Origin of the sequence: Rhodanobacter ginsengiterrae, from assembly GCF_050026815.1 — a bacterium.
GTDB classification, from domain to species: domain Bacteria; phylum Pseudomonadota; class Gammaproteobacteria; order Xanthomonadales; family Rhodanobacteraceae; genus Rhodanobacter; species Rhodanobacter ginsengiterrae.
The window spans coordinates 20,728-34,140 of record NZ_JALBWO010000047.1 but is presented as its reverse complement, the minus strand read 5'-3'; the positions used below and the strand labels follow the sequence as shown (position 1 = coordinate 34,140).

Here is a 13,413-nt window from a genome sequence, read left to right as displayed (position 1 = left end):
CTGTATGAACTCCGGCGCCCCTGCGCCGCCGCGAGCATCGACAAATTAGCAAGCGGCGGGCGCCAGGGCCAGCCCTGCGAGCCAGGCGCCTGGTGTCCTCCAACCGCGGCGCGAGCCGCTCCAGTCGGACGACCGCTTGCTGCCATGGCCGGCGCATCTGAAACTGCAGCATCCATGACGCCGGAGCGATGCAACGATGACCCAGTACGTAGCCCTGCTTCGTGCCGTCAATGTCGGCGGCACCGGCAAGCTGCCGATGAGCGAACTCAAGTCGATGTGCGAAGCGGCCGGGTTCGCCGATGTGCGCACCTGGATCGCCAGCGGCAACGTGCTGTTCACCAGCCAGCTCGGCGAGGCTGCAGTGAAGAAGAAGCTGGAACAGCAACTGCTGGGTTATGCCGGCAAACCGGTCGGCGTGCTGATCCGCACCGCCGCCGAAATGGCCCGGGTGCTGGCCGACAATCCGTTTGCCGAAGCACCGGGCAACCGGGTGGTGGCGATCTTCCTCGACGCTGCGCCACCAGCCGATGCGCTGGCCGATGTCAGGCAGCAGAAGCTGGAGCGGCTGGCCTGCGGCAGACGCGAGATCTACGTGCACTATGGCGATGGCATGGCCGACTCGCGCCTGACGATTCCCGCCGCGAAGGCCGGCACCGCGCGCAACATCAACACGATTGCCAAGCTGGCCGAGCTGGCCGCCTCAGGTTGAATGCCAGCTGCCGGGGCGGCGCCTCAGGTGGCGTTGGTCCAGGTCGACTCGATGCTGCCCTTCACCAGCTCGGTCAACGAAGCGTCCGGCACATCCTGCATGTCATGCAGTTGGCCATGCCGTACCCCGGCATAGCCGCCGTCACGACGGAAGGTGGCGTTCCACAGAATGCGACCGCCGCTTGCGACCTCGTACTCGGCTTCATAGGTGAAGCCGTTGCCGGTCTTGCCGGAAAGCGAAGTCATGGCGGAGTTTCCTGCTGAGTCGAACCCACAGACTAGTCCTTCGCGCAGCTGCGGCTGTTAAAGCTGCCGGTGCGCCGATCGATGCGCGGCGCAACGACTTGACTACGGCTGTGCCGGAATGGGCGAGCCTGCGCCGTGGCCAACCTTGTCCGACCAGAACGATCGACGTCCCGAACTGGTTTCCGGCAGGATGTAGACGATGCCGCTGGTGTGCGTGAATGCCGGGCTGACGAAGCTGCGATAGAACGTCGGTGGCACGTTGATGCAGCCGTACGAAATGCGGTTGTCTGCCGAGGACGGACTCTGCAGACGCTCGGCACGGCGTTCCAGCGGGGTTCCCTTGACCACCGGATGCAGCGCGATGGCATCCTTGTAGTCGACCCACAGGATCTCCTTGCCGTGCGTATCGCGAGCCAGCGAAGAGACGAAGCGGCCGGCCGGGGTGACGCGATCCTGTGGCCGAATCGCCGACATCTTCTCGTCGCCCACCCCGGCGACCGAGCGATCGCCCCGTGCCAGCCCGAGCAGCACGGGCGCGGCGGCCTGCAGGTGACCGGCCGCATCGAACGCGAATACCGCGGCATTGGCCTTGTCGATGATCAGGTAGGGCATGCCGCCGTTGTCGCGCGAGCTGATGACCCACTGCACCAGCTCGGTCACTTCCGCTGACGGAGGATTCAGACCGACGCCCGGCGCCGCGGGGCGACCGGCGACGGCTTCAACCCCACTCGGCGAGTGGCGGCTGGCCGACGCCGGATCGCTCCGGCCGCTCGCCGCCACGGTCGTCGAGTGGCACGCCACCGCCAGCGTCAGTGCGGCCACCAGCGCTGGCCCGTACCTGCGCGTGCCGGCGCTCCCGTGGCAGCTGCCACAACCCGCTGCGCTCATGCGCGCATGGCCTGCCACCCTAGTTCCGCGCTGGCTTCGGCTTGTAGACCGGCGCCACGTAGGGAGTGACCGGCAGCACCGGCGGCGGCACCGGTGCTTCCACCATCATCATCACCAACGGCGACTCGGGGGTCACTTCGACGAGCGTAGTCGGCGGTGGCGTCCACTCCGGCAAGGGCAGCAGCACGCCCAGCAGCGGTGCTCCCGTCGGCAGCACCGGCGCTGCCGGTGCCGGTGCCGGTGGTGCCGGTGCCGGTGGTGCCGGTGGTGGCGGCGGTGGCGGTGGCGGTGGCGGTGGCGGCGGTGGTGGTGGCGGCGGTGGTGGTGGCGGCGGTGGCGGTGGCGGTGGCGGTGGCGGTGCGGTGGCGATCGTCCCGGTGGTATGTGCGAATACCGGGCCGCAGCAATTCAGCGATAGCGCGTAGGAACCCGCATTCGGTCCGGACAAGGTGTAACCGGTATAGGTGATGCCTTTGTCTGCGCCGACGTCCGGGGTGATGAAGTTGGCGCTGCTACCGGCGCCGTTGACCAGGGTCACCCCCGACGGGCTGCCCTTCAAACCGGTCAGCGTGGTTGCCGTGGTGCCGTCGTAGGTCTTGTCGCCACCCGCGGCGAATACCAGCATGAAAGGGCTGAGCGTGGCTCCCTGGGTTAGCGTGAACTTGTTGGCATAATCCGTCGGTGCAGTGTAGGAAACCGGGTTGTAGTAGATGTTGACCGGGGCCTTGGTGACTGTTGCCAGGGGCGCCAGTGAATCGAACACGACCGTGCCGCCGGCGATGCCGGGACCGGTGCCGTCCGTATCGGCGCTCAGGGTCATGCCCAGCGGCAGGCCCAGGCTGCGGGTGGGATCGGCGGTGCCGCGGGTCAGGGTTAGCGCGGAAAACACGTTGACGTTGTTCCCCGCGCACATCAGCAGGTTGCCGTCCGTCACCGTGATGGCCGCACGCTGGTTGATGTCGTTGCCGGCACTGAGCTTGATGCTGCCGTTGGTGGTGGTGATGGCCCCGCCGATGTTGACATCGCGCCCGCAGCACACCGAGAAATTGCCATTGGCGGCGGTAACGGCGGCGTTGATGTTCACGTCGCGATTGGCGTTGAGCGCCAGCGTGGTGGGTGTGCCACTGGCCGTCCAGCTCACCGCATCATTGATGAAGATATCGCCGTTGCCGGTGCCGGTCGTGGTGGTGGTGTCGATGGTGATGTTGCTGGTGACCAGCTGAGCGGAGAGCGTCGCGCCGGAAATGTTGTCGCCGGGAGCGCTGCCCACCGTGTAGTCCAGCGGGTCGATCCGCCATTGGCCGGTGGTTCCCTGTGCCGCGGCCGTGGTGACCCGTGCACCGTCGCTCACGTTGACGTGTGCCGCGGACGTCTCGATGAAGCCACCGTCACCACCGCCTGGCGCGCTCGCATCCAGCTTGCCGGCGACATTCACGGTGCCGCTTTGCATGTCGCCCAGCAGCAGGATCGAGCCGTCGTGATTCTGGATCGTCTGCGCCTGGATGACGCCCGTGTTGTTGACCACGGTATTGAGCAGATCGCCCGCCCCCTGCGCGGTGAGCAGCACGCGACCACCATCGGCCTGGATCATGCCGCCGTTGCTGACCAGCGCATTCAGCGCACCTTGCGAGACCGTTACGTTCAACAGGCCGTCACCGGCCACGTCCAGCGTCACCGCCTTGCCACTGGCCAGCGCCACGCTGCCAAGTCGCGCTGAAATGACGCCCTGGTTGCTGACGCTGCGACCCAGCAGGGCGACATAGCCGCCATCGGCGACGTCGATCCGGCCCTGGTTGACGATCTGGCCGGCGCCGGCGTTGGAAAACGCATAGTGGCCGGCCATGAAATCGGCATCCGTGATGGCCATGGTGGACGCCACCAGGCCCGCAACGTTGACTGACGCGCCGCTGCCGAACAGCACGCCGTTGGGATTGATCAGGAAGACCTTGCCGTTGGCGGTGAGGTTGCCGAGGATGACCGATGGATCGGCGCCCAGTACCCGGTTCAACGCGATCGACGTACTGCCCGGCTGGATGAAATGCACGGTATCGCCGGCGCCGATGCTGAAATTCTGCCAGTTGATGATGACGTTGGCGCTGGACTGGGTGATCGTGGTGGTGCTGCCATTGCTGCTGATGCTGGCCTGGCCGGCCGTCACCACGCCGCCGGTGGGAACCGTCGCATAGGCAGGTATGGCCAGCGCCAGCAGCAGCGATGCCGACAAGACGCGGACGGTCAGGCGGCGGGGCGGACCGGCACCGGATCGGCGGTTCGCTTCGGCGCGGCCGGTGACGGACGCCACGCCGATCGGATGGACCTGCGGTTTCTGGAAGGGACAATCAGTGCGGTTCATGATGGATTCTCGAATGCTTTTTCAGGACCCTGCGCAAGGGCCACACGGGTTCAGAAGTACTTGATCGCCTGGATCCAGAAACGACCCGACCTGTCCGGCGCCGATATGGCAGGCTCGCTGCCGAGCTTCCGCGCGTAATACGTCCTCACCGAGAAGTTGCCCGCATCCTCCCAGGTGGCGCCCACGCCGACGCTGCTCAACGTGCGGCTGTTGGGCCCCGCGTACCACGGGCGTTCGTTGATGTTGATGTGCCCGGTATCCACAAAAGCGAGCAGATGCACTTGCCCCGGTACGTGGGCTGACACTCCGGCGAGCAGCAAGCGGGCTTCGAGACTGGCGAGATAGCCTGCGTCGCCAAAACCCTCACCCTGCGGATAGGCACGAACCCCATCCATGCCGCCCAGCACCAGCTTCTCGGACGGATCCAGATTCTTCGAGGCAACCTGCCCGGTGAAACTGCCGTAGAGCGACACCAGGTCGGTGACTCGCTGCAGTCGCGCCACGTTGAACCACGCCTTGCGATAGGAGCCCTCGGTCTGCGCGCTCACCGCATCGGCCGCCCGCGCTGCCGGGGTCCGGATATCGAGCGATCCGAGAGACAGGCCGACGAAAAGCGAGGTCACGCCGCCGCCGCCAAAACCATCCTGCTGGCTGCCGTAAAGCTGGGCCGTCAGCACGTGCGCGCGGCGATCGCTGACCGACTGGAACAGGTCGATATGGTCGCGGAAGCTCTTCTCTTCGTAGACCAGTCCGGCGGTCAGACTGGTATTGCGCGAGCGCATCAGCGGGTAATAGCCATAGACGCTGGCCACGTCGGCCGAACCATGTGCGCGGAGACTTCTGAACTGCTTGCCCAGCACGTATTCCAGCCGGCTGTAAGCCACACCCACCGTGGCACGACCGGCTTGCAACTGATACGAGGCGCGGCCGTAACGCAGCCCGCGACCCGATGTCAGCACACGCAGGCTGGCGACATCACCGAGCCCGAGCGGGTTGTTGAGGTTCACCGTCGCGCCGATGCGGTATTCGCCGGTATACGGGTTGCCGGCATTGTCCGCGTCCACACTGCCCGTCACGCGCCGACCGGGCGTGACATCGACCAGCAGATCCGAAGTTCCCGGCGTGGCGCCCGGCGACAGCGTCGAAGAAACGTGCACACCGGGCACGTCGGAAAGCAGCAGCAGGCGGTTTTCCAGCGGCCTGATGGTGATCGGATCGCCGGTGTTCAATCCGTCCAGCCTGCTCCGGGCAAGCCGGCTGGACAGGTTGCTGCTGTTGTTCAAGGTCACCTTGCCATAGCGGCCTTCGCTGACCGCAATGGTCACCTGATGGTCGATGACCTTCTGCGCGGGCAAGAACGCCTGTGCCACGAAGTAGCCATGGCTGCGATAGAACTCGGTGATGCGCGATGCCATCGCCTGCAGATCCGCCAGCGAAAGCTGCGATCCAGGCCGGAAACCGGTGACGCCCACCAGTTCCGCCTCGGAGAAGACCTGCTCACCGGACACGTGCAGCGCATTCACCAGCACCCTCACCGAACTCTCGCCCGAAGTGGGTGGAGCCGTTGCCTGCTCGATGCGGATATCCGGCGCGACCTGTTGCGGCAGCGGCGCCGGTGGAAGCTGTCGCAGCTGGCTGCCAGCTCCGGGCACGTCTTGCGCCCACGCGGCAGGAGCCAGCGCCAGCAGCGCCAGCGGCAAATACATCTTGGTTTTCATGAGGGACTTCCTGCCGTGGTTTCCGCACCCCCGCAACTGCGGGTCGAGCGAAAAATGCGCTGGCTGTGATTGGGGTCAGGGTCCCTTTCGCCGAATGCCGGACTGCATGCCGCGGCGGAGATCCACTTCACAGATATACTGCATGGCGTCTGGGAGCCGTGAAGTCATCGGGACGCGAACCGCTCCGGAAGTTTCAGGAGCACCTACCGGCGACATGTCGGAAAGCGACATCTCGACGGCCAGGCGCAGCTTCGCCAGGTGCGTGGATTCCGTTCATTTGCGTCAAGGCCACTTGAAAATGCCTGTGAGGGACGCTTTCATACGGTCAGCGAAGCAACCATCAGCTCGTTGCGATGGCCGCATTCCGGTTACTTTCGCGGTGACGCACTGACGCGGTCGGGCGCTCCCACAACTGCGTCGTTTTGCCACGGCTCGCATCGCCGTCATCGGCGTCGGCATGGCCGGCACTGCTTGTGCGCGCGACTGGGTGATGCATGGCATTGCGCGGTGGAGCCAGGCCCGCGCAGCGCCATGTTCTGAACAATGTTGCCGCAACGTCGGCGGGAACGGTCACGCCCGCGGCAAACGTTGCCATAGCCGATCAGCTATCGCGGTCGCCCATCGCTGGCGTCATGCGCACACCGGCGCCACGCACTCGGCGCGGTTGCGCCCGCGCTGCTTGGCCGCGTACAGCGCCGTGTCGGCGCGATGGAACAGGCTTTCGGCGGTGTCGGCGGGGGTGACGCTAGCCACGCCGCAGCTGATGCTGATCAGCTGGTCGTTGACCAACGGCGTGGCGGCCACATGGACGCACAGCGCGTGGGCCTTGCGCAGGGCGTCGTCGAGCCGCGCGCCGGGCAGCACGATCACGAACTCCTCGCCGCCCCAGCGACCCAGCGTATCGCCTTCGCGCAATGTTTCTCCCACGCGCGCGGCCAGCGCCTGCAATGCCTGGTCGCCCACCTGATGGCCAAAGCCGTCGTTCACGGACTTGAAGTGGTCGATGTCGATCATGATCACCGCGAAGCCGGGGCCGTAGCGCTCAAACCGGATGAGCTCGTAGCCGACCACCTGCGAGATCCGGCGGCGATTGGGCAAGCGGGTCAGCTCATCGGTGTGCGACAGCGCCGACAACTCGTCCATCGTGAGCTGCGCCAGCTGCAGGCGATGCTGGTAGCTGGAGAAAAAGTACAGCGCCGCAATCAGCACCGCCGAAACCATGTGCAGCTGGATGGTGAAATTGGCGAACCGCTGCATCGGCGCATGCACCAGGTACGGCAGGCTGATCACCAGGAACAGCGCCAGGATGCCCAGCGAGATGGCCAGGCTGGACTTGTGTCCGGCCAGGGTGAAGGCGAACACGTAGATCACCGGAATCCACAGGTATAGCGGTTCCAGGTCGATGTGCTCGCCATACGCGGGGAAGTAGAGCCGCAGCACCATGCACGCGGCGCAGATGCCGGCGGCAAACAGCAGGCAGCCCAGGTCGACCATCCGCTCGGGCAGCCAGCGCCAGCAGACCATCGCGAACATCAGCGGGTGGAAGACCATGTTCACGGCAAACACGCCGCGCAAGGTCGGCGAGGAAATGCCGCGCGATTCCATCACTGCCCAGGCCATCGCCGTGCTGAGCCAACTGAGCACGAAGATCGCCAGCAGCGCAATGCGCTTGCGCTCGCGGCCAGCGTATGGCACCAACGCATGGCTGGCCTTGCGCGGCTGCAACGGAGCGTCTGGCCTCAGCAGCATCGGTACCCGCTCCGAAGGCACGCCGGAAGATCACCCATCGGCGATCCGCGGCGAGCGCAAGATGCAGCCGATCGCTGCGTGGCTTCGGTCATCGTGCTGCCCCCCGTGGCAAGGTTGACCTCGGCGCAGCCCCAAGGCTGCGACGGTCCCGGACAGAGCATGCCTCGGCCGGGCACAAAAGAATACCGGGTGGCCTGCGGCGCCCCGGCTGACCCGGCGGGCAGTCGCCCGCCCGCCTGGCGGAACATCGGGCGTTGAACACCCGGATCCGCCTTTCGTCGCAGCCACGAGTGGCGCCACCCCGCACCCCGCCACGCCATTTTGCTCACATCTGCCCGGCTAGGATCCACCGAATGGCGCAACACCCCGATGCGCCACCATGCAGGAGAAGCAGATGCACAAGATTCCTACCGGTACATGGGTGGTGGTGGCCGATGGTACGCATGCGCGCCTGTTCCACAACATCGGCAAGCACGACGCGTTGAGGCTGAAGCAGGAAGCGCTGATCAAACCCGATACGAACGACACCGAGGATCAGGGACCGTCCGGCCACCGCCCGCCCGAGGCCACGCCGGAACAGACCGATGAAGCGACCTTCGCCAAACAGCTGGTGCAGCGACTGAACGCCGCGGCGCTGAAGCAGGAGTTCGAGCATCTGTTCCTGATCGCCGATCCGAAGACGATGGGCGAGATCCGCCCCCAGCTGCACGGGGAAACCACCCGGCGCCTCACCGGCGAGCTGGCCAAGACGCTGACCAACTCCACCGTCGAAGACATCGAGAAGATCCTCAAGGCGAACGACTGAACCTGTCGCTTCACACGCCAAGCACTGGCTGTTGATGCCTTGCCAGGCGGGCAAGGGTTGCGTTGGGCTTTTACGCGCCGGCCGGCGGTACGGCAGCGTTGAAGCGTGCCAGGTTCGCCCGCCGTGGCGGGCGCAGCTCCGCGAGCGGGATGGGCCCCAGGTGTCGAAGTGAGCCTGCCGCTTGCGGCGATCGAAGCAAGCCCGGCCGCGCGCCATGCCTGGCTCAACCTGCTCCGCTGGCGACGCCAGCCACGTCGAGTACCTGCATCGAAACCGTCTTGCCGCCGTCGAGCTGCCTGCGGCCGACTTCGCGGAAACCCTGCCTGGCGTGAAACCGTGCCGAGGCCGGATTGGGCGGCTCGATGTCGAACTCGCAGGTGATCAACGGCACCGCATCGGCCGCCGCCACCGCACAGGCATCGCGATAGAGCCGACTGCCCGCTCCCTGCGCCTGTCCGCCACCGGCGACGACGATGCGGTCCACGTAGAGGAAACGCGCGTAGCGCTGGGCGAACCAGCGATAGTTGGCGCCGTCGTAGTCGGCGCCCTCACGGAAAGCCAGCAGGAAAGCCTCGACCCGCCCGTCCCGTTCGATCACCCGATGCAGCGCCGCCTGCGCATGCAGCTGCGCCAGACGCTCGCGGTCCAGTGGACTGAGCACGGCGACGAACGCCTCGTTGAGGGCGAGGATCGCGGGAAAATCGGCGGGCGTGGCGTCGCGGAGCATCAAACAGCCTTGGTGAAATCATGCAGGACGACCAGGGCCCGGCACGTGACCTGACCTCTCCTTTTACACGTTTGGCCGACTGCAGCGAACCGGCCGTGCGCCGGCCAGTCAGCCGGTCCCGGTCAGCCACTGCGCCACGTGCAGCCACCCCGCCGTCGAACCCAGCGCAACCGCCGCCACCTCCCACGCCAGGGTCACGCCGATGCCCCAGCCGAACGCCGGATGCAGCCGGCGATGCTGCCACGTGTCCCAGGTTGCTGCGCCCAGCAGCAGCAGGTCGGTCACGCCGAAGGCGAACGGCAAACCGGGCAGGTGCAGGTACAGCGGCGCGAAGCGGCCCAGCGCCGGCGGCAGCAGGTTCAGCGTGGCGGTCAGCATCAGCCGGCGATGCCAGTCGGTGCGTCGCCGCAGCGCCAGCGCGGCGACGGCAAGCGCCGTGAAAACCAGCACATCGAATAGCGGCACGGTGAGAAACACCAGCGGCGGCGGCCCCGGCGAGTGGCCCAGGCGCGCGCCCTCGATCGCGGTCATCGAGCCGACCATCGGGATCAATGCCACCAGCGCGACGCCGGCGACACCCAGGCGCCGGTGCAGATCGACCCGCTGCCTGGCCACCAGCCAGGTCTGGCTGGCGAACAGCAGCACCCAGGCACTCATCAGCAAGCCGTGCAGATGTACCAGCCACGGCAGTGCCGGCTGGGCGAAGGCGAACTTCAGGTAGTAGGTGGGCGCGAAGCCGGCGAACACGGCCAAGCCAAGGGCCAGCGGCACCCACGGATACATCCGCCGGGTCAGGGTCGGGCCGGATCGAACGGAAGCGCGTGGCATGGTTTCCCCTCCCCGAGAAAACAGCGAGCGCGCCGATGCTATGCCGATGCCGGAGCGGTCGTCAAAGACTGTCGCGGCGACCATCGCCCCGCACCACCGGCACGGCGCAGCTTCCTCGTCACTTCTCCCCCGGCATGGGCAGGCATTCCATGATCTCGACCGCGTCGCCGGGAAAGATCGTGAAATGCGGATGGCCTTCGAACATCGTCGCGGCCGCTTCGCGGGAATCGGCCCTGACGATGGTGAACGCGGCCATCGCGTTCCTGATGTTTTCGACGCCCTGCCTGGATACCCGCGTGGTCTCGCCCAACGGGGCACCCATGTCAACGATGGCCTCCCTGTTGGTTTCTGCCCAATGCTGCCAGGCCTGCATGCCCTGCTTTCGGCGCGCCTGCTGCTCCGCCTCACCCAGTGCATCCCAACCGCAGGCCTTGCGCGACGCGTCCGAGCCCGTATAGACGGCAAGAAAATTCTTCATGGTCCACTCTCCGAAATGATGTCGGCTCTGCAGCCGGCGTTGAACCCGTCGCACACTCAGCCATTCGCCAACGCCGAAGCCTGCGGCGCGTTCGATCTGGCCGGCCATGGATCGGCCCAGCCGGGAAGGCTCATCAGGCCATCGAGCCAGCGCGCGACGTGCGGGTAATCGTTGAACGGCATCTCCGCATCGCGCCAGTCGCACGCCATCGATGCCAGCTGGAAATCGGCAAGGGTGAGCCGACCGCAGGCGACGAATTCGCGCCCTTGCAGATGGCCGTCCAGCACCGCGGCCAGTCGCCTCAGCTCCGGCATCATCGCGACCATTTCCGAGCGGTCCGGTTCACCCAGGTGGAAGGCCGGCTTGATGATGAGCTCGAAGTAGAACGCTCCCACCGCGCGCGACCAGTGGTTGTCGTTCCACGACAGCCAGCGCAGTATCTCGATCTGCTCGGCCGGGTGCTGCGCCGGCCACATGTCCGAGCCGGTCTTGATGCAGAGGTAGGCCATGATCGCGGACGATTCCCACAGCGTGACATCGCCGTCCACCATGGTCGGCGCCTTGCCATTCGGGTTCAGCGCCAGGTACGCGGGCGTCTTCAGCCCGCCCGCCAGCAGATCGACCTCGATGCAGTCCGCGTCGATGCCAAGATGCTTCACCAGTGCCAGCACACGGCGTGGCGCCTGCGCCTTGATCCAGTAGATCTTCATGCCTTTCCTCCGTTGGATGAACCTTCGGCGGCCAAGCATACGCAGTCGCCAATTATGTTAAAGAACATATTTTGCAGGCCTGCTATATCTGGCAAACGGAGGTCGCCACCCATGTCCTACAGTCCCGAACATGCCCTGCAGACACGCGCCCGCGTCATCGAATCCGCGCGCCGCCTGTTCAACCGCCACGGTTTCGAACAGGTCACCATCGACCAGATCATGGCCGCCGCCGGCTTGACCCGCGGCGCGTTCTACCATCACTTTCGCAGCAAGGACGAACTGTACGCGGCCGCCGTCGCCAGCTTCGTCACCTGCAACCCGTTCGCCATCAAGACCGCCAGCGCGGCGCGGAACCTCCGCGATCCGCGCGGGCTCGCCCGGATGCTGGTGGAGCTCTACCTCAGCGATGAAGCGCTGGACAACATCGATCTGCACTGCCCGCTCTATGCGCTGCCGTCGGATGTCGCCCGGGCGGGACTGGAGCCGCAACAGGCGTATACCGACCTGATCCGCGGCATGGGCCACATCTACCAGGCGGCACTCAAGGGCGTGCGCGATGCGCGCCGGCGCGCCGAAGCCATGGTGGCGCTGTGCGTCGGCGGGATGGTGCTTGCCCGCACCACCAATGATCCGGTGCTGCGCAAGTCGCTGCGCGCGTCGGCGAGACAGCAGGCGTTGGCGCTGCTGAAGGTGAAGCAGGAAGGTGGCGCGGCGCGCACGGCGTGAATGCGCACGCCGTTCTGCCCGTCGCCCGTTGTCGTTTTCGGTCGTTGCCGCTCGTCGTCAAGCAAGGTTCGCCTCGTCGTCCCGATCGGTATTCATGCCTGCTTCGCAGGGAGTGCACAGATGCGTGTAGCGAAACTCCTGGCTTTTCTCGGCGTGGTTTCCATCCTGATGAGCGGAAGCCGTCCGCTATCCGCCGAGCCCGCCGGCACCAAAACCGCACGGCTCGGTCATTCGACGGTTGCGCTGAATGGTCCATGGCGATTCCATACCGGCGACGATCTGCGCTGGGCTTTGCCGCAATTCGATGACAGCACCTGGGAAACCGTCGACCTCACGCCTGCACCCGGCGCCCATGACGGCGATGTCGGACTGCCGGGCTATGTCTCCGGATGGAGCAGGCGAGGTCATGCCGGATACACGGGTTATGCCTGGTACCGCCTGAAAGTCACCATCGACGGCGACACGGATGCCGATCTTGCGCTGGCGGGACCGCCCCTGGTCGATTCGACCTACCAACTGTACGTGGACGGAAAGCGGCTCGGCGGGCCGGGCGTGTTCAGCGAAAAAGGCACGGCGGTGTACAGCGTGCGGCCAAGCGTCTTCCCGTTGCCGCCGTCATCGTCGGCAGGCACGCGAAGCTACCTGATCGCGCTGCGTGTATGGATGGATCCGCTCGATGCGGGTGACGACAACGGCGGCATCCACATCGCGCCGACGATCGGCCATGCGGACGGCATCGCGCTTCTGCATCAGGTGCAGTGGCTGCAGACGTTCAAGGGTTACGTGGTGGATGCGCTCGAACCGGCTGCCTTTGTGCTGCTGGCCATTATGGTGCTGGGGCTGATCGCGTCCGGCACCAGTGACTCCCATCGCTGGCTGGGCGCGGCGCTGCTTTTGCTCGCCTTGCTGCGCATCAATCAGGTGACGTTTTCCTGGACGCCGCTGCAAAGTCTCCGCTGCTATGACATCGCGACCGCCGTGATCTTCAAGCCGCTCGCCTTGATGGCATGGACGCTGGCCTGGCGGGACTGGTTCCGCCTGCGCAAGCCATGGCTGCTTCACGCGGTGAGCGTGCTCGCCGTGGTCTGCCTCGTGTTCGCCCTGATCGGCCGCCCGTGGTTCTTGCCCGACGCAAGCCACGGTCTCAAGCCGGCCGCCAACATCGTGGTGCAGGGCGCGCGGCTGGCATTCGCCGCGCTTTATCTGTGGATCATCGGGCTGGGCGTGACGCGCTCGCGCAAGCCATCCGCGTGGCTGGCAGCGCTTGCCGCGGTCCTGGTCGGCATCGGCCTGTTCGCGACCGAGCTCAACGCGCTGGGCGTCCCGGGAATCTGGTTTCCCTACGGCACCGGCGTGGCGAGGGGCCAGTATGCGTATGCCGTGTTCATCGCGATGATGTTCGCGCTCATCGTGAAGCGGATGGTCGAATACGCGCGGATGTCCAAGGTCACAGCCGCACTCCCGCGCAGGTGACCGA

Annotated in this window: 13 protein-coding genes; 4 read left to right on the top strand and 9 right to left on the bottom strand. The window is 66.0% G+C overall.

Annotated features, from left to right (window positions below; genetic code table 11):
- Positions 1-196 precede the first annotated feature (196 nt).
- Positions 197-709, top strand: coding sequence for a DUF1697 domain-containing protein (locus ACQGNJ_RS05205; protein WP_426688175.1), 513 nt, complete (start codon positions 197-199; stop codon positions 707-709).
- 23 nt (positions 710-732) lie between these two features.
- On the opposite strand, the gene ACQGNJ_RS05200 is transcribed toward ACQGNJ_RS05205, so the two are convergent.
- From ACQGNJ_RS05200 to ACQGNJ_RS05180, 5 genes are all read right to left on the bottom strand, one after another.
- A complete protein-coding gene (locus ACQGNJ_RS05200; RefSeq protein WP_426688174.1) occupies positions 733-954 on the bottom strand; it encodes a TonB-dependent receptor in 222 nt (73 codons plus the stop codon).
- A 102-nt stretch (positions 955-1,056) separates the two neighbouring features.
- Complete coding sequence (locus tag ACQGNJ_RS05195; protein ID WP_426688173.1) at positions 1,057-1,776, bottom strand: L,D-transpeptidase; 720 nt, start codon at positions 1,774-1,776, stop codon at positions 1,057-1,059.
- 85 nt (positions 1,777-1,861) lie between these two features.
- On the bottom strand, positions 1,862-4,195 hold the full coding sequence (locus tag ACQGNJ_RS05190) for a filamentous hemagglutinin N-terminal domain-containing protein (protein ID WP_426688172.1): 2,334 nt from the start codon (positions 4,193-4,195) through the stop codon (positions 1,862-1,864).
- A gap of 50 nt (positions 4,196-4,245) precedes the next feature.
- Positions 4,246-5,913 carry a ShlB/FhaC/HecB family hemolysin secretion/activation protein gene (locus ACQGNJ_RS05185; protein ID WP_426688171.1) on the bottom strand — a complete coding sequence of 556 codons (1,668 nt, stop codon included), beginning with the start codon at positions 5,911-5,913 and terminating at the stop codon, positions 4,246-4,248.
- Positions 5,914-6,543: 630 nt separating this feature from the next.
- A complete protein-coding gene (locus tag ACQGNJ_RS05180; RefSeq protein WP_426688170.1) occupies positions 6,544-7,662 on the bottom strand; it encodes a GGDEF domain-containing protein in 1,119 nt (372 codons plus the stop codon).
- Between the two features lie 394 nt (positions 7,663-8,056).
- On the opposite strand from ACQGNJ_RS05180, the gene ACQGNJ_RS05175 reads away from it, so the two are divergent.
- Positions 8,057-8,467 (top strand): host attachment family protein, encoded by a 411-nt coding sequence (locus tag ACQGNJ_RS05175; protein WP_426688169.1) that lies wholly within the window; start codon positions 8,057-8,059, stop codon positions 8,465-8,467.
- Between the two features lie 223 nt (positions 8,468-8,690).
- Here ACQGNJ_RS05175 and ACQGNJ_RS05170 read toward each other — a convergent pair whose 3' ends face one another.
- The 4 genes from ACQGNJ_RS05170 to ACQGNJ_RS05155 form a co-directional block, all read right to left on the bottom strand.
- On the bottom strand, positions 8,691-9,194 hold the full coding sequence (locus tag ACQGNJ_RS05170) for a GNAT family N-acetyltransferase (protein WP_426688168.1): 504 nt from the start codon (positions 9,192-9,194) through the stop codon (positions 8,691-8,693).
- 108 nt (positions 9,195-9,302) lie between these two features.
- The gene (locus ACQGNJ_RS05165; protein WP_426688167.1) at positions 9,303-10,022 is read right to left on the bottom strand and encodes a hypothetical protein; all 720 of its coding nucleotides are present in this window, start codon (positions 10,020-10,022) and stop codon (positions 9,303-9,305) included.
- 118 nt (positions 10,023-10,140) lie between these two features.
- A complete protein-coding gene (locus ACQGNJ_RS05160) occupies positions 10,141-10,608 on the bottom strand; it encodes a hypothetical protein (RefSeq protein WP_426688166.1) in 468 nt (155 codons plus the stop codon).
- Positions 10,557-11,210 (bottom strand): glutathione S-transferase family protein, encoded by a 654-nt coding sequence (locus ACQGNJ_RS05155; protein WP_426688165.1) that lies wholly within the window; start codon positions 11,208-11,210, stop codon positions 10,557-10,559. The genes ACQGNJ_RS05160 and ACQGNJ_RS05155 overlap by 52 nt, the downstream gene beginning before the upstream one ends.
- Positions 11,211-11,321: 111 nt before the next feature.
- On the opposite strand from ACQGNJ_RS05155, the gene ACQGNJ_RS05150 reads away from it, so the two are divergent.
- Positions 11,322-11,936, top strand: coding sequence for a TetR/AcrR family transcriptional regulator (locus ACQGNJ_RS05150; protein ID WP_426688164.1), 615 nt, complete (start codon positions 11,322-11,324; stop codon positions 11,934-11,936).
- Complete coding sequence (locus ACQGNJ_RS05145; protein WP_426688163.1) at positions 11,937-13,409, top strand: glycoside hydrolase family 2; 1,473 nt, start codon at positions 11,937-11,939, stop codon at positions 13,407-13,409.
- Positions 13,410-13,413: the final 4 nt, after the last annotated feature.

Bases quoted from the DNA above. Each gene is read 5' to 3' on its own strand.
- ACQGNJ_RS05200 (WP_426688174.1), bottom strand. From the start codon at position 954: ATGACTTCGCTTTCCGGCAAGACCGGCAACGGCTTCACCTATGAAGCC.
- ACQGNJ_RS05165 (WP_426688167.1), bottom strand. From the start codon at position 10,022: ATGCCACGCGCTTCCGTTCGATCCGGCCCGACCCTGACCCGGCGGATG.
- ACQGNJ_RS05205 (WP_426688175.1), top strand. From the start codon at position 197: ATGACCCAGTACGTAGCCCTGCTTCGTGCCGTCAATGTCGGCGGCACC.
- ACQGNJ_RS05180 (WP_426688170.1), bottom strand. From the start codon at position 7,662: ATGCTGCTGAGGCCAGACGCTCCGTTGCAGCCGCGCAAGGCCAGCCAT.
- ACQGNJ_RS05160 (WP_426688166.1), bottom strand. From the start codon at position 10,608: ATGGCCGGCCAGATCGAACGCGCCGCAGGCTTCGGCGTTGGCGAATGG.
- ACQGNJ_RS05170 (WP_426688168.1), bottom strand. From the start codon at position 9,194: ATGCTCCGCGACGCCACGCCCGCCGATTTTCCCGCGATCCTCGCCCTC.
- ACQGNJ_RS05155 (WP_426688165.1), bottom strand. From the start codon at position 11,210: ATGAAGATCTACTGGATCAAGGCGCAGGCGCCACGCCGTGTGCTGGCA.
- ACQGNJ_RS05175 (WP_426688169.1), top strand. From the start codon at position 8,057: ATGCACAAGATTCCTACCGGTACATGGGTGGTGGTGGCCGATGGTACG.
- ACQGNJ_RS05150 (WP_426688164.1), top strand. From the start codon at position 11,322: ATGTCCTACAGTCCCGAACATGCCCTGCAGACACGCGCCCGCGTCATC.
- ACQGNJ_RS05185 (WP_426688171.1), bottom strand. From the start codon at position 5,913: ATGAAAACCAAGATGTATTTGCCGCTGGCGCTGCTGGCGCTGGCTCCT.
- ACQGNJ_RS05145 (WP_426688163.1), top strand. From the start codon at position 11,937: ATGCGCACGCCGTTCTGCCCGTCGCCCGTTGTCGTTTTCGGTCGTTGC.
- ACQGNJ_RS05190 (WP_426688172.1), bottom strand. From the start codon at position 4,195: ATGAACCGCACTGATTGTCCCTTCCAGAAACCGCAGGTCCATCCGATC.